The organism is Dyella sp. C9 (assembly GCF_003332825.1).
In the GTDB taxonomy this organism is placed as follows: Bacteria; Pseudomonadota; Gammaproteobacteria; order Xanthomonadales; family Rhodanobacteraceae; genus Dyella.
Window position 1 is genome coordinate 66,405 of sequence record NZ_QIRF01000007.1, and the last position, 14,521, is coordinate 80,925.

The 14,521-nt window shown below is 67.9% G+C and carries 13 protein-coding genes; 7 read left to right on the forward strand and 6 right to left on the reverse strand.

All coding sequences use genetic code 11. The features are described from left to right. Positions 1 to 50 precede the first annotated feature (50 nt). Together DVU99_RS10720 and DVU99_RS10725 are read right to left on the reverse strand one after the other, a co-directional pair. Positions 51 to 1,094 (reverse strand): CDP-glycerol glycerophosphotransferase family protein, encoded by a 1,044-nt coding sequence (locus tag DVU99_RS10720; protein ID WP_114240205.1) that lies wholly within the window; start codon positions 1,092 to 1,094, stop codon positions 51 to 53. After that, positions 1,091 to 1,906, reverse strand: coding sequence for a glycosyltransferase family 2 protein (locus tag DVU99_RS10725; RefSeq protein WP_114240206.1), 816 nt, complete (start codon positions 1,904 to 1,906; stop codon positions 1,091 to 1,093). The genes DVU99_RS10720 and DVU99_RS10725 overlap by 4 nt, the downstream gene beginning before the upstream one ends. A gap of 218 nt (positions 1,907 to 2,124) precedes the next feature. Between DVU99_RS10725 and DVU99_RS10730 the strand changes: the two genes are divergently transcribed. The 5 genes from DVU99_RS10730 to DVU99_RS10750 are packed head-to-tail and all read left to right on the forward strand — an operon-like array spanning position 2,125 to position 7,247. Beyond that, positions 2,125 to 3,315 (forward strand): O-antigen ligase, encoded by a 1,191-nt coding sequence (locus DVU99_RS10730; RefSeq protein ID WP_157971407.1) that lies wholly within the window; start codon positions 2,125 to 2,127, stop codon positions 3,313 to 3,315. A 45-nt stretch (positions 3,316 to 3,360) separates the two neighbouring features. After that, positions 3,361 to 4,311 (forward strand): UDP-glucuronic acid decarboxylase family protein, encoded by a 951-nt coding sequence (locus tag DVU99_RS10735; RefSeq protein WP_114240208.1) that lies wholly within the window; start codon positions 3,361 to 3,363, stop codon positions 4,309 to 4,311. Further along, the gene (locus tag DVU99_RS10740; RefSeq protein ID WP_114240209.1) at positions 4,308 to 5,246 is read left to right on the forward strand and encodes a glycosyltransferase family A protein; all 939 of its coding nucleotides are present in this window, start codon (positions 4,308 to 4,310) and stop codon (positions 5,244 to 5,246) included. Before DVU99_RS10735 ends, DVU99_RS10740 begins: the two co-directional genes overlap by 4 nt. Positions 5,247 to 5,256: 10 nt before the next feature. Further along, complete coding sequence (locus DVU99_RS10745) at positions 5,257 to 6,117, forward strand: glycosyltransferase family 2 protein (protein WP_343126324.1); 861 nt, start codon at positions 5,257 to 5,259, stop codon at positions 6,115 to 6,117. Further along, positions 6,114 to 7,247, forward strand: coding sequence for a glycosyltransferase family 4 protein (locus tag DVU99_RS10750; RefSeq protein ID WP_114240210.1), 1,134 nt, complete (start codon positions 6,114 to 6,116; stop codon positions 7,245 to 7,247). The genes DVU99_RS10745 and DVU99_RS10750 overlap by 4 nt, the downstream gene beginning before the upstream one ends. A 30-nt stretch (positions 7,248 to 7,277) precedes the next feature. Here the strand turns inward: DVU99_RS10750 and DVU99_RS10755 are convergent, their stop codons facing one another. From DVU99_RS10755 to def, 4 genes are all read right to left on the reverse strand, one after another. Next, positions 7,278 to 9,008, reverse strand: coding sequence for a glycosyltransferase family 39 protein (locus DVU99_RS10755; RefSeq protein WP_114240211.1), 1,731 nt, complete (start codon positions 9,006 to 9,008; stop codon positions 7,278 to 7,280). A gap of 137 nt (positions 9,009 to 9,145) precedes the next feature. Continuing rightward, on the reverse strand, positions 9,146 to 10,441 hold the full coding sequence (gene rsmB / locus DVU99_RS10760; protein WP_114240212.1) for a 16S rRNA (cytosine(967)-C(5))-methyltransferase RsmB: 1,296 nt from the start codon (positions 10,439 to 10,441) through the stop codon (positions 9,146 to 9,148). Between the two features lie 68 nt (positions 10,442 to 10,509). Continuing rightward, positions 10,510 to 11,430: a methionyl-tRNA formyltransferase gene (gene fmt / locus DVU99_RS10765; protein WP_114240213.1), complete on the reverse strand. Its 921-nt coding sequence runs from the start codon at positions 11,428 to 11,430 to the stop codon at positions 10,510 to 10,512. After that, on the reverse strand, positions 11,427 to 11,936 hold the full coding sequence (gene def, locus DVU99_RS10770) for a peptide deformylase (RefSeq protein ID WP_114240214.1): 510 nt from the start codon (positions 11,934 to 11,936) through the stop codon (positions 11,427 to 11,429). The genes fmt and def overlap by 4 nt, the downstream gene beginning before the upstream one ends. 189 nt (positions 11,937 to 12,125) lie before the next feature. On the opposite strand from def, the gene DVU99_RS10775 reads away from it, so the two are divergent. Continuing rightward, positions 12,126 to 13,259, forward strand: coding sequence for a LysM peptidoglycan-binding domain-containing protein (locus tag DVU99_RS10775; protein WP_114240215.1), 1,134 nt, complete (start codon positions 12,126 to 12,128; stop codon positions 13,257 to 13,259). A gap of 79 nt (positions 13,260 to 13,338) precedes the next feature. Next, entirely contained in the window at positions 13,339 to 14,502 is a 1,164-nt protein-coding gene (gene dprA / locus DVU99_RS10780; RefSeq protein WP_114240216.1) for a DNA-processing protein DprA, read from the forward strand. The last annotated feature ends 19 nt before the right edge of the window (positions 14,503 to 14,521 follow it).

Genomic DNA, 14,521 nt, shown 5'->3' on the forward strand with positions numbered 1-14,521 from the left:
TCCCGGCGCCGCGCCGGAATGAAGATCAACGCCCTGAGGCGTCGCTTCGCCTACACCGGTCCCCAGTAACCGATGCGCCGGCGGATCTTCAGTTTTCGCCACAGATTCCATGGCTTGCGGCGACGGTTGCGCCCACCGGCCGCGATGAAGGCGTCGATGGCCTGGAGGATGCGCTCGCTCGAATGGCCATCGCGGTAAGGATGGATGGCGTCGCCGTAGTCGCGGATCGCCTGCATCAGTTCAGGCGGTCGCGCCAACGCGCGCTCGATCGCCGGCTCGAACTGGGACGCCTCGCTGATGTCGATCAGCTGCGGGCCCGGGCGGCGGTTCTTGAAGGTCACCACCGGCTTGCCGGTCAGCAGGAATTCGTTGAGCGCGGACGAGGTGTCCGAGCACATCATGTCGACTTGGGGGAACAGCTCCAGGATGTTGTCGTTCTCGGCGAAGGTCAGGTACTCGTTCTGCAGCGCCTTGTACTTCGCCACCGTCTCCGGCTCCATCTTCGGATGGAAGGTGACGATCCAGCGCCAGCGGCCGTCGCGCGACAGGCGCTTCACTTCCTCGTACAGGGTTTCGGCCGCGCTCCACGAGGGCGAAAAGGTGGAGTGGTAGAGGATCACGGGCGGCTGGCGCACCGGCGGCAGCGGGCCGCTGATTTCCTTCATGAAGGGGTCGAGCTTGGGAAAGCCGGTCTCCACCACCGAGAAGTGGCCGACCCGGTCGGCGATCTCCTTGAACTTGGCGGTGTCGCGCGGGCCGGTGGTGCAGTACAGGTCGAAGAAGCCGCGCACATAAATATGCCTGGGCTTACCGGCATCGAATCCGTGGAAAGTCTCCACCTTCACGCCAGGAAAGAAATGCGGCACCGCGTTGCTGGAGGTGATCACCGCGCGCGGCTTCCAGGCGCGCACCTCGGCCACGGTCAGCAGGCGCTCGCCGTCCACCAGGTCTTCCGCACCGGGGCCGTCGAAGAACCAGGCTGCCTCGTCGCCGCGTGCGCGGATCGCCTCCTGCACCGGGCGCAGGATCGCCAGCGCATAGCGTTCGGAACCGTACAGGAGGTAGTGCTTCTTGGGATCGGACTGCTTGCTCATCGATCGATTCCGTGGCGGATCAGTGCGTCATTGGCGGTTTCCACTGAAGCCGGGTTGCGACGCATCTCGTAGTAGCGCATGCGCTTGTAGGCCGCGTAGGAGGCAGCTGTCTGCGCGATCACGAAGCCGCGCCAGCCATCGAGAAAGGCCAGGCGCAGGAAGTAGTCCTTGATGAAGGCCAGCAGGAACACGAACGGCGTCTGCCACATGCGCACCGGCTTGCCCTTCTCCAGCCAGTCGCGGCATTTCAGTTCCGCGTAGCGCAGCACCTTGAGCTGCTTCTGCGGCAGGCTGGGGTTGTTCTCGTGGTTGAAACGGGCCTTGAACGTCACCGACGGGCCATCGAAGCGCAGCGACTCGTGCACTCGCACGTCGGCCCAGCGGGCGCGGTCGCGGTGGAACAGGCGCGCCATCTTCTCGCCCATCGCGGGGAGGTACCAGCGCATCGGCGCACCCATGTAGATGGTCGCGCGGCGCAGGAACACGGCGCAGACGTTGCCGGCCATCAGCCCCGGCATGCGCTGCTGCAGCTCGGCGGCAAGTTCTGGCGAGAGGTACTCGTCGGCGTCGAGCGCGAGGATCCAGTCGTTATTGCACTGGGTGGTGGCGAAATTGCGCTGCGGTCCGAACCCCAGCCACGACTGGTGCACCACGCGAGCGCCATGCGCCTGTGCGACGGCGACGGTGTCGTCGGTGCTGCCGCTGTCGATCACCACCTTCTCGGCGGCGAATGGCACGCTGTCCAGGCAGCGCGCGATATTTTTCGCCTCGTTGTAGGTGATGACCACGAGGGTGAGGGGCAAGGTAGGCATGCCGCGAATTCTAGCCGCAATTGGCTGTCTGCCCCGGGCGGGCGGGCCGGCGCGGTGGTCGGCTCATTTTCAGCTGGCGCTGTGCACTATGGTGCTGACAAGTGCGGCTCCAGGCACGAGACTATGCCGGGCGCCGCGAGGGCGCCGGACGGGGTAGCGCCCCGGGGCCGCAATGATGATTGAAGCAAGCAGGCAGTATGGAACGCAGGGCGAGCCCATTGAACCCACAAGTCGAGCCGCGCAGCCGCGAGATCGGGCGCTGGATCCTCGGTGTCGGCATCGTCTGGATGATGGTTGGCATGGTCGTCATGCCGGCCGGCGTCTCGTTCAATCCGGGCAAGTCGTACCAGGCCAGCCTGGCGGTGCTGCTGTATCTGCCGGCGCTGTACCTCGCCTTTTCGCAGCGTGCCCGGGTCTGGCGGCAGTTGTGGCCGTTGCCCGCGTTTCGCCTGTTCCTGCTGCTGCTGGCCTGGGCCACGCTGTCCCTGCTGTGGGGGCGGCTGCCCCGGCCGGGTGACGAATTCGGCCGGTTGCTCAGCGTGTTGGCCTTCGTGCTCGGTTGGCAGGCCTATGCGGCTGACGAGCCGCAGCGCATCCGCGGCCTGCTGCTTGCCGCCGGCCTGGCCATCGGTGTGTGCGCCGCCTTCTATTGCGTGACCTTCGTGGTGACCCCGGTGGCGGACGGCCGCATCGTGGGTGAAGGCACCATTGCCACCGCCAACTACGCGGCGGCGCTGATGGGCGTGGTGGCCCTGTGGCTGAGCCAGCTGGACCTGCCCGAACGGCGCTGGTCATGGCTGCGCTACGGCGCCATGCTGGCGTTGCTGCTGTTCGTGGGGCTGACCCACACGCGCAACATCTGGCTGGCACTGTGCGTGACCGCGGTGCTGATGCCGCTGTGGCGGCCAGGCCGGGGCCATCGTTGGCTGGCGCTGGGCGTGCTGGTCATCGCCATGGCGGCCATATTCGGCCTCTCGGCCTTGTTGACCGAGCGTGGCACGTCCCTGCGTCCGGAACTTTTCCAGCAGTCGATGCATCTGATCGCCCAGCATCCGTTGCTGGGCCTGGGCCAGGGCGTGCCGTTCAACCTGATGGTCTACGGCCAGTCCTACACCCATACCCACAACGTGCTCACCCAGATGATGGTGGAGCTGGGCCTGCCGGGCCTGTTGCTGCTGCTGGCGCTGTGGGTGATGGTGCTGCGCGAGGGCTGGCGCCACCGTGAGACCATGCAGGGCCGGCTGGTGCTGACCCTGTGGGTCTATGCCTCGGTGGCCCTGCAGTTCGACATGCCGCAGCTGCTGGACAGTCCGCGTCCGGGCTGGCTGCTGGTCTGGCTGCCGTTCGCGCTGACGCTGGGCCTGGCCTGGCGGGAGCGCCAGGCGGCACGGACAACTCCACTTCAATAAATTTAAAGTACCCCGATGCGGATTGGGGGTTCGGGGGCTTACTCGATGAACAAGGTGCTGGTAACCGGTGGCGCAGGCTTTCTCGGCTCGCATTTGTGCGACCGGCTGGTGCGTGACGGCCATGACGTGCTCTGCGTCGACAATTTCTTCACCGGTAGCAAGCAGAACATCGCACATCTGCTCAGCCACCCGTATTTCGAGCTGATGCGGCACGACGTGACCTTTCCGCTGTACGTGGAGGTCGACCGCATCTTCAACTTCGCCTGCCCCGCCTCGCCGGTGCACTACCAGTACGACCCGGTGCAGACCACCAAGACCAGCGTGCATGGCGCGATCAACATGCTGGGCCTGGCCAAGCGCACCCACGCGCGCATCCTGCAGGCCTCCACCAGCGAGGTGTACGGTGATCCGGAAGTGCACCCCCAGCGCGAGGACTACTGGGGCAGGGTCAACCCGATCGGCTTCCGCAGCTGCTACGACGAGGGCAAGCGCTGCGCCGAGACGCTGTTCTTCGATTACCACCGCCAGCACAACCTCGACATCAAGGTGGTTCGCATCTTCAACACCTACGGCCCGCGCATGCATCCCAACGACGGCCGCGTGGTGAGCAACTTCATCGTGCAGGCCCTGCGTGGCGAGGACATCACCATCTACGGCGATGGCAGCCAGACGCGCAGCTTCTGCTATGTGGACGACCTGATCGAGGTGATCGTGCGCATGATGGACAGCGAGGCCGGCTTCACCGGCCCGATGAACATCGGCAACCCGTCCGAGTACACCATGCTGCAGCTGGCCGAGCGCGTGCTTGCGCTGGTCGGCGGACGCTCGAAGCTGGTGTTCCGCCCGCTGCCTTCGGACGACCCGCGCCAGCGCCAGCCGGACATCGCGCTGGCCAAGGAGAAGTTCGGCTGGGAGCCGAAGGTGGGCCTGGACGATGGCCTGCGCGAGACCATCGCCTACTTCCGCAAGCTGCTCCACGGCGAGGCCGTTGCATGAGTACCCCGGTGACGTTCAGCGTCATCATCACCAACTACAACTATCGCGACTACGTCGGTGCGGCGATCGACGGCGTGCTGGCGCAGACGCGCGCTGCCGCCCAGGTGATCGTGATGGACGACGGTTCCACCGACGGATCCGCCGAGTGGCTGGCGTCGCAGTACGGCAACGATGCGCGCGTGACGCTGCGCTGCCTCAGCAACGGCGGGCAGCTGTCCGCCTTCGTGCGCGGCATGGAGGGCGTCACCGGCGACATCGTGTGCTTCCTCGATGCCGACGACTACTGGGACAAGGATTACCTGGCCCGCATCGGCGAACTGTACGACAGCCGCCGCGACATCGATTTCGTGTTCACCGACGTGAGCCTGTTCGGCAACGAGCAGGGCATCCAGGGTTACGCCGACCACGCGGTGGACCTGGGCTACACCGCGATCAGCACCTGGGTCACGGCATACTGGTACGGCGCGGCGACGTCCGCGCTGTCGATGCGCCGCGCCTGGGCCCAGCGCGCGCTGGACCTGCCGGCCAGCTTCCTGTCCACCTGGCGCATCTCGGCCGACAACTGCCTGGTGTTTGGCACCAGCGTGCTGGGCGCGCGTAAGTATTACCTGCCCACCGGCATGGTGCATTACCGCGTGCATGGCGCCAACGGCTGGTGGCATGCACGGCACCGCGAGAACCAGTTCCTCAACCTGTTCCGCTCGCGCACGCTGATCAACCACTACGCCGAGCGCATGCATATGGACGTCCATACGCTGGATCTTGCCAAGGCCGAGTTCCGCAGCAAGCCGGCACCGGACAGGGACGAGGCCTGGCGCTACGCCGCCATCGCGCTGCGCCGCGGCGCGGCCGCGTGGCCCAAGCGCCTGGACCGGGCCATCGCCATCCTTCGCCACGGCAAGCGCCGGCAGCGCGAGGGCGGGGCCGGCAAGTGAGCACCGGTCGATGAATGACCCGCTCGCCCTGCGCGTCAGCGTGGTGCTGCTGACCTACAACTGGGCCACGGCCCTCGAGCGCATGCTGGAAGGTCTCGCCAGGCAAACCCAGCTGCCATACGAAGTGATCATTGCCGATGACGGCTCCGGCCCGGATACCGCCGCGCTGGTCGAGCGCATGGCGAAGGATTTCCCGGTGCCGTTGCGCCACGTGTGGCAGGAGGATCATGGCTTTCGCGCCGCGCGTGCGCGCAACCGTGGCATCGCCGCCAGTCGTGGCGATTACGTGATCCTGCTCGACGGCGACATGCTGGTGCATCCGCACTTCGTCGCCGATCACCTGATGCTGGCCGAACGCGGCTATTTCCTGCAGGGCGGCCGGCTCAAGGCTACGCCCGAGGAATCGCAGCGCCTGCTGGCGGGCGGCAAGCCGGTGTTCGCGCCCTGGTGCCCGGCCCATTTCGACGAGTTCGACGGCACCAAGCGCCTGTACGCCTTCCGTGCGCCCTGGCTGGCGCGGTGGAAGGCACGCTCGCGCAATGGCGGTCGCGTGATGAGCTGCAACATGAGCTTCTGGCGCGACGACGTGCTGCGCGTGAACGGCTTCGACGAACGCATGGAAGGCTATGGCGCGGAGGACCGCGAACTGGCCGCGCGACTGGAGAACAGCGGCCTGCGCCGCCGTGCGCTGAAATGGTGCGCGCTGGCGGTGCACCTGTGGCACAACTCGCGTTCGCCGCCGGACGTCGACGACATGGACCTGCCCAACAACCGGCTGTTCCTCGCCACGCGCACCGAGGGCATCACCTGGTGCGAGCGCGGCATTAACCAGCACGTCGACCTGCTCGAGGCAACCGGCGGCGCGCCATGAAGCTGCTCTACACGAACTTCCACACCGGCGATGGCGGTGGCCACACCACCTACATACGCGAGCTGGCGGCCGCGCTGGCTTCCAGCCACGAGGTGCACGTCGCCGCGCCACCCGGCAGCCGCCTCAACCACGAGGCACGCACCCTGCCCGGCGTGATCGTGCTCGACCAGCCGTTTCCGAACGGCCTGAAGCAGTGGAAGGCACGCCAGCAGGCCGGCGACCAGTTGGCGCGCTACCTGCGGGAGCAGGTGTTCGACGTGGTGCATGTGAATGGCTCGGCCGATCACCGGTTGGTGCTCTCGGCGATGCCGGCGCGACGGCCTGCCCTGGTGTGGACCAAGCACAACTCCAAGCCCGTGCGCGGCATCGGGCACTGGCTGCGTGCGCGCCGCACCGACCAGGTGATTGCCGTGTGCGACTACACGCGGAGCGAGCTCACGCATACCGCCTACCGGCGTTGTCGCCTCGATACCGTGCACAACGGCGTGGACATCGAGCACTGGTCGCCCTGGTCGGCCGCCGACGTCGCGTCCGAGCGGCGCCGTTGGGATGGCGGTGAAGCCGACGTGCTGCTGTTGGGCAGCAACGCCGGAACCGCAAGCTACAAGGGCTGGATGGACCTGCTGGAAGCGGTGGCCGCGCTGCCCGAAGCCACGCGTCGACGCCTGCGCGTAGTGATCGCCGGCGTGCCGCCCAAGGCCATCGAGCTGGAGCGCGTCGCGGCACTGGGCCTGGCCGATCGCGTGGTGTTTCCCGGCGTGCTCACCGATACGCGACCGATGGTAGCCGCGCTGGACGCGGGCTTCGTGCTGTCCTGGGACGTGGAAACCATCTCCTTCGCCTGCCGCGAGATGATGGCGATGGGCAAGCCGATGCTGCTCACCGACTACGCGGGCCTGCCGGAGAACATCGAGTCAGGCGTGGATGGCTGGCTGGTGCCGGTGCGCGATCGCAGCGCGATCGGCGCTGCGGTGGCCCGGCTGCTGGAGCAGCGCGACGCCCTGCCTGTCATGGGCGCGGCGGCACGCCAGCGCGCCGAGCGCGAATTCGGCCTGCCCCTGTTCGTGCAGCGCACGGAGTCGGTCTACCAGCGGCTGCTGGCCAGCCGCCAGGGAAGCGAGTCCCTGTAGCAGCGCAGCCTGTGCGCGATGCAGGTCGCCTCAGTCCTCCTGCGATGCCGCCGACACGCGATCCACGCTTTCGGGCGGCAGGCAGCCAGGGATCACCGCGTCAGCCTTGAACATCCACCATTCGCGCCGGTTGGCATGGCCCAGGCTCACCGCCTTGCTGCGATCCACGCAGTTGGCCATCACCGGGTCGAGTGCGAACAGCCAGCGATGGGCCGGGTCCTCGGCCTGCCACTTCACGGCCGCGGCGTACTGCTCGTGCCAGGGCTGGGTGAAGCCGAAATCGGTGGCCGGGTGGTCCAGCATCAGCAGGTTCTGCTCCTTCCACGCCACCATGCCCAGCTGGTCGCCCGGGGCCAGGTGGCCGCGCACGTCCTGCATCAGGCCGGCCGCGGAGCTCGAATCGTTGAGGATGGGGTATGCCCACAGGCTCCACACCAGCCACATTGCGGCCATGCCGCCCGCCACGGCGGCGACCGCACGACGCACGCGCAGCGTGGCGAGCAGGATCAGCTGGGCGGCGCCGATCACCACGAACATCCACCACAGCGCATGGCCGCCATCGTCGAAGCCGCGCGCGGTGGCGAACTCGCTGGCGAACTTGGGATGCGCGGCCAGGGCGACGGCGCCGACACCCAGCATGGCTGCGCCCATCGCGCCGATGAACAGCATACCGGCGATGCGCAGCCAGCGCTTCTGCAGAAGCTCGTCCAGGTAGGGCGCGCTCACCAGCGCCAGCATCGGCAACGCCGGCATGATGTAGACGTCGCGCTTGCCCTTGGGGATCGAGAAGAACACCAGCAGCAGCACGATCCAGCCCAGCGGCAGCAGGATGCGCGCCTCCTTCGCCTTCAGGCTGCGCCACCAGCGCGGCAGCGTGCCCGGGTAGGTCAGCGACAGCGGCAGCCAGGTGAACAGCACGATCGGCACGTAGTACAGCGGCGAGTGGTGGTGATCCCACGACTTGCTGTAGCGGCCGGCGGTCTGGTGGAACAGGATGTCGTTGACGTAGGCGGCATAGGCCGGGTCGCCGGCGTGCGCCTTTGCGCCCAGCAGCATCGGCACCAGCCACAACGCCATCGCCGCGAGCAAGGCCACCAGGCCCAACGCCCAGCGCCACCACGCGCCCTGGCCCATGCGCGCCACGCCGTTCCAGTGGCCCAGCGAGCCCACCAGGTACGGCAGGAACATGAACAGCGCGAGCACGCCCACGCCCTTGGTGATCACGCCCAGCCCCGCGCAGAAGCAGCCAAACCAGAACGCGCGCCAGTTCGGTCCCTTCAGCATGTGCACCAGCAGGCCCCAGTTCGCCGCGGTGATGTAGAACATCACCAGCGGGTCGATCTGCGCGCGCTTGGTCTGGTAGACGAACTGGAAGGTGATCAGCAGCGCGGAGGCGGCGTACAGGCCCACCTGTCGGCTCCACAGGCGGCGGCCGAGGTCGTAGACCAGCAGCAACGTACCCAGCGCGGCGAGCAGCGAGGGCAGCAGGAAGGCAATGCGCCAGTTGCCCACCACCGAGTAGCTGGCGGCCTCCAGCCAGAACAGCATCGGTGGCTTGTCCGAGTACAGCTCGCTACCGCGATGCGGGAACAGCCAGTCGCCGCTTTCCACCATCTGCTTGGCGGCCAGGGCGAAGCGCGGCTCGTCGGAGGGCCAGGGATCGCGCAGGCCCATGCCGGCGCCGATCACCACCAGTGCGATCAGCAACAGTAGCCAGAAGCGGCGGCGTTCCTGGGGAGTGACTTGGGATGAAGCAAGCATGCGTGGATTCCGGAGCGGCCTTGCCGCATCGCCAACGTTCTATAGCGTACCCGGCCGCACCTTATGGCCCGCTGAGACACGCCGGTGGGCGCCGCGGGGCGCTGGCGAGGGGTCTGGCGGGGCCCCGGATGGCGGCGTCAGGGCTTTTCGAGAACGGCATAGTACATGCCGTCGAGGTCGCCATCGCCCGGCAGCACCTGCCAGCCCACCGCGGCGGCTTGGCCCACCGGCAGGTCGGGGGCGATGACGCGCGCCTCCGGATGCGCGGACAGCCAGCCACCGATCACGGCCTCGTTCTCCTGCCGCAGCATCGAGCAGGTGATGTAGAGCAGGCGGCCGCCCGGGGCCAGCAGTGGCCACAGGGCTTCAAGGATGCGCTGCTGCTGCGCCACCAGGGGCGCCATGTCGCTTTCGCGGCGGTGCAGCCGCACGTCGGGGCGCCGGCGCAGCACGCCGGTGGCCGAGCAGGGCGCATCGATCAGGATGCGGTCGAATGGCTGGCCATCCCACCATCCCGCCGGATCGCCGGCATCGCCGACCGCAAGCTTGGCCCGCAGGCCGAGGCGTTCGAGGTTCTGGGTGATGCGCAGGGCGCGCCGCGGGTCGAACTCCAGCGCGGTCAACGCGACGTTGGCACGCTCCAGCAGGTGGCAGGCCTTGCCGCCGGGCGCGGCGCACGCATCGAGCACGCGTTGGCCATCGCGCACCTCGGCAAGATCGGCGGCGATCTGGGCGGCGCCGTCCTGCACGGCGAACTCCCCGCTGGCGAAGCCAGGCATGCGCGTCACGTCGGCGCTGTGGGGCAGTACGATGCCGTCCACCAGCCAATCATGCACCTCAGCCGTATAGCCGTCCGAACGCAGCCGTTCGAGCAAGGCCTCGCGGGTGGTGCGGCGGCGGTTCACGCGCAGCATCAAGGGCGGCTCGCGGTTGTCGGCGGCCATGATGGCATCGGCGTGCTCCGGCCAGTCCTGCGTGATCGCCTTGGCCAGCCACGCCGGGTGGGCGTGGCGCGTCTGTGGCTTGGCATCCAGCCAGGCCAGCAGTTCGGTGCGCTCGCGTTGCCAACGGCGCAGCACCGCGTTGACCAGTCCGGCCAGCCGCGGGCGCTGCAGCGCGCGGGTGGCCTGCACGGTGGCGGCCACGGCGGCGTAATCGGGCAGCTCCAGGATCTCCAGCTGCACCAGCCCGAGCACCATCAGCGCGTGTACGGCGGGCTCCTTCTGGCGCAGCGGCTTGTCGAGCAGGCGGTCAAGCACGGGGTCGAAGCGCAGCCACCAGCGCGCGCCGTCGCTGAGCAGGGCCATCAGCAAGGCCCGGTCGCGGCCGTCGGCCAGTTTGGGCGCATGACGCTCCATCGCGTCGCGCAGCGAGGTGCCACGCAGGGCTACGTCGGCAAGGGCTTGGGCGGCGAGGGCGCGGGGATCGGTCATGGGCGGAACATAGCGAAGTGAGGGAGGTGCGGGCGTCAACGCCACCGGTCGCCCTGGCGCAGGTGCTTTCAGGCGCCGCGTGTCTTCATGGCGTTGAGGTAGTCGGCCGCCGTGATGCGCTTGCCGCCGGCGCGCTGCAGTGCGGTCACGCGCAAGGCCCCGTCACCGCAGGCAATGTCGATGCCGTCGCGGCTCATGCCGAGCACCGAACCCGGTGCCCCGTTGCCTTCGATGGCGCGAGCGGCCCACACGCGCAGCGTCTCGCCGCCGATCTCGCCCTCGGCCACCGGCCACGGGTCGAAGGCGCGCACCTGGCGCTCCAGCTCGATCGCCGGTCGAGTGAAATCCAGCCGCGCCTCGGCCTTGTCCAGCTTGTGCGCGTAGCTCACGCCCTGCTCGGGCTGCGGCTGCGGAACCAGCGTTTCTCCCGCCATCACGCGCGACAGGCCATCGGCGAGCACCTTGGCGCCCAGGGCAGCCAGGCGGTCGTGCAGCGTGCCGCCGGTGTCGTCGCGACTGATCGGCGTGCGGCGCTCCAGCAGCACGGGACCGGTATCCAGCCCCGCTTCCATCTGCATCAGGTCTACGCCGCTCTCGGCGTCGCCGGCCAGGATCGCGCGCTGGATCGGCGCGGCGCCGCGCCAGCGCGGCAGCAGGCTGGCATGCACGTTCCAGCAGCCCAGGCGCGGGATCGCCAGCACCTTGCGCGGCAGGATCAGGCCATAGGCCACCACCACCATCAGGTCCGGTGCGTAGGCGGCCAGCGCGTCGCGCGCTTCGGCCGATTTCAGCGATTCGGGCTGTTCCACCGGGATGCCGGCGTCCAGCGCGGCCTGCTTCACCGGACTGGGCGTCAGCTTGCGGCCACGGCCAGCCGGGCGGTCGGGCTGGGTATAGACGGCCACCACCTCGGCGCCGCTGGCGCGGCACGCTTCAAGGCAGGGAACGGAAAAATCGGGGGTGCCCGCGAAAACGACGCGGAGCTTCAAGCGCTGGCCGCCTGCTTGCGCTGCTTCTCCATGCGCTTGAGCAGCATGGAACGCTTCAGCGGCGACAGGTAGTCCACGAACACCTTGCCGGCGAGGTGATCCATCTCGTGCTGGATGCACACGGCGAGCGGGCCTTCGAAGTCCATCACGACCTCGTTGCCGTCCACGTCCTGCGCCTTCACCTTCACCTTGAGCGCGCGGGTCACGTCGGCATAGATGCCGGGGAAGGACAGGCATCCTTCCTGGTAGACCTGCTCGCCATCCTTCTCAAGGATCTGCGCGTTGATCAGCACCAGCGGCTGGTTGCGCTCGTCACTCATGTCGGCCACCAGCACCTGCTGGTGCACGTTGACCTGGGTCGCAGCCAGTCCGACGCCATTGGCGTCATACATGGTCTCGAACATGTCGGCCACGAATTGCTTGAGCTCCGCGTCAAAGGCGCGCACGGGCTCGGCCCTGGTGCGTAGGCGGGGATCGGGGAATTCAAGGATGGTCAGGACGGACATGGCTTTACCTCAAGCGCTCAAAATGCGGGCGAATCGGTGAAAACCAAGCCCGGGCGCACTTTAGAATGGCCTTTATTGTACGCCGCCAAGCCCCCGGAAGGCATGCCATTTTGCCAACTGGACACGGTTGCGTGAACAAGTGGTTCGGTTACACTCGCCCGAGCGTCGGGGGATGGGGGATTCCCGTTTATGATCAGAAAGTCCATTGGGCTGCTGGCCGGCATGCTGGTCACGGTAGCCGTTTACGCTGCGGGTGCGCAGTTGCGAGCCGATCATCCCGATACCTATACGGTGCGCAAGGGTGACACGCTCTGGGGCATTTCCGCGCGCTTCCTGTCCAAGCCCTGGCTATGGCCGGAGATCTGGCAGGCCAACCCGCAGGTGCAGAACCCGCACCTGATTTACCCGGGCGACGTGCTCAATCTTTCCTTCATCAACGGTGGCCCGCGCCTCACCTTGCAGCCGCGCGTGCATGCCGAGGATGACGCGGTGCCGGCGATCCCGCTGGACAAGCTGCGCCTGTTCCTCAAGGAAATGCGCGTGGTCGACTCCAACGTCGCCTCGTCGCTGCCCTACGTGATGGGCTTCGAGGAAGCCGACCTGCGCGGTACCGTCGGCAAGAACATCTACGTGCGCAAGCTCGACGCCCAGCCGGGCCAGCGCTTTGCCATCGTGCGGCCGACCCAGGTGTTCCGCCAGTTCAACGGCAAGGCCGGTCGCGACAACGGCGCCGACCTGGTAGCCCATCCGCTCGACGCCGATGCCTCGATGGTGCGCTCGCCCTGGTCCGAAGACTTCCGCAACGACGGCCACTACGGCCGCGGCGAGGACCTGGGCGTCGAACTCTCCGTGATCGGCACGGCCGAGGTGCTGCGCACCGGCGATCCGTCCACCCTGCTGCTGCTGGACTCCACCATGGAGATCCGCAAGGGTGACCGCCTGATGCCGATCGACGACAAGCCCTACGACCCGTACTACTACCCGCATGCGCCCAAGCAGATCCCGGGCAATGCGCGCGTGATCGCCTTCACCTCCGAGGCCTACGACGCCGTCGGTCCGCGTCAGGTGGTGGCGCTGAACATCGGTACGCAGGACGGCGTGGAGAACGGCCAGACCTACTCCATCTTCCAGCCGGGCGAGGACATCCCCGACGATGTGGCGCACAACAGCTGGGATCGCGGCACGGGTCGCTACGTCACGCTGCCTGACGAGTTCGTCGGTCACGTGATGGTGTTCCGCACGTTCGACCGCGTCAGCTACGGCCTGATCATGGACGGCCTGCGTCCGGTGCATCGCGGCGACAAGCTGCAAATGCCCGAATAAGCCTTACGGCTCGGGATGACAGAACGGCGCGGTGTCTACCGCGCCGTTTTTGTTCGTGTGCTGCCTAGGCTTGGCGGCCATGGACGAACTCGACCGATATCGACCCTGGCTGATCCTGCTGCGCACGCCAGGGCTCGGCCCCGGTGGCCTGCGTGCCGCCCTGTCCGCCAGCGGCGGTGACGCCGACGCCGCGCTGGCGGCCCTCAGGGGCCGGCGGGATGCCCTTTCAAACGCCGCCCGCCGCTGGCTGGGCGATCCCGACGAACGTCGCCTGGCCATGGATCTCGCCTGGCTGGCGGAGCCGGGCCATCGTCTGCTGTTGCATACCGACGAGGACTTTCCCCCGCAGCTGGAAAGCATCTCCCAGCCGCCCGCCGCGTTGTTCGTGGCGGGTGACGCCAGCCTGCTGCTGCGCCCCCAGCTGGCGGTGGTCGGCGCACGTGCAGCAACCCTGTCCGGACGCACTCATGCGCGCGCATTCGCCCAAGTGGTGGGGCGGGCGGGCTTCGTGATCACCAGCGGGCTCGCCGACGGCATCGACGGTGCGGCGCACCTGGGGGCGCTGGATGACGACCTGCCCACCCTGGCCGTGGTCGGTACCGGGCCGGACCGGGTCTACCCGCGCAAGCACCAGCTGCTGGCCCGGCGGGTGGTGGAGCACGGCGCCATGATCAGTGAGTTTCCACCCGGCACCGCCGCGCGTGCCGACCATTTCCCCCGCCGCAACCGGATCCTGTCCGGGCTGGCCCTGGGCACGCTGGTGGTGGAGGCCGGGCTGTGCTCGGGTTCGCTTATCACGGCACGGCTGGCCGCCGAGCAGGGCCGCGAGGTGTTCGCCTTGCCCGGTTCCATTCATAATCCGCTCGCCCAAGGCTGCCACCGGCTGATCCGCGAAGGCGCGCGGCTGGTGGAAACCGCGGGTGAGATCGTCGAGGCGCTGACGCCGGCGGCTGTCGCACTGGGTCATGAGCTGGCCATCCGGTTGGCCAGCGTGGCCACTGTGCCGGGGCAGCCGGAGCTGGAGGCAGGGCTGGATTCAACGGGGCGTGCCCTGCTGGAAACGCTGGGCCATGCCACGATGACGCTGGAGGAACTGGCCGAACATACCGGTCAAGCTGTCGCCAGGCTGTCGTCGGCCTTGCTGATGCTGGAGCTCGCCGGCTGGGTCGAAGCCTTGCCGGGCAACCGTTACCAGCGCCTGCCAAAGCCGGTGTGCAGCGCGCTTTCACATGATCCAGCTTGACGGCCTTGAGCCGCCATGC

What these genes read in the sequence shown, in the direction of transcription:
- DVU99_RS10720 (WP_114240205.1), bottom strand. Translation starts at nt 1,094, where the DNA reads ATGAGCAAGCAGTCCGATCCCAAGAAGCACTACCTCCTGTACGGTTCC.
- DVU99_RS10725 (WP_114240206.1), bottom strand. Translation starts at nt 1,906, where the DNA reads ATGCCTACCTTGCCCCTCACCCTCGTGGTCATCACCTACAACGAGGCG.
- DVU99_RS10735 (WP_114240208.1), top strand. Translation starts at nt 3,361, where the DNA reads ATGAACAAGGTGCTGGTAACCGGTGGCGCAGGCTTTCTCGGCTCGCAT.
- DVU99_RS10740 (WP_114240209.1), top strand. Translation starts at nt 4,308, where the DNA reads ATGAGTACCCCGGTGACGTTCAGCGTCATCATCACCAACTACAACTAT.
- DVU99_RS10745 (WP_343126324.1), top strand. Translation starts at nt 5,257, where the DNA reads ATGAATGACCCGCTCGCCCTGCGCGTCAGCGTGGTGCTGCTGACCTAC.
- DVU99_RS10750 (WP_114240210.1), top strand. Translation starts at nt 6,114, where the DNA reads ATGAAGCTGCTCTACACGAACTTCCACACCGGCGATGGCGGTGGCCAC.
- DVU99_RS10755 (WP_114240211.1), bottom strand. Translation starts at nt 9,008, where the DNA reads ATGCTTGCTTCATCCCAAGTCACTCCCCAGGAACGCCGCCGCTTCTGG.
- rsmB (WP_114240212.1), bottom strand. Translation starts at nt 10,441, where the DNA reads ATGACCGATCCCCGCGCCCTCGCCGCCCAAGCCCTTGCCGACGTAGCC.
- def (WP_114240214.1), bottom strand. Translation starts at nt 11,936, where the DNA reads ATGTCCGTCCTGACCATCCTTGAATTCCCCGATCCCCGCCTACGCACC.
- DVU99_RS10775 (WP_114240215.1), top strand. Translation starts at nt 12,126, where the DNA reads ATGATCAGAAAGTCCATTGGGCTGCTGGCCGGCATGCTGGTCACGGTA.
- dprA (WP_114240216.1), top strand. Translation starts at nt 13,339, where the DNA reads ATGGACGAACTCGACCGATATCGACCCTGGCTGATCCTGCTGCGCACG.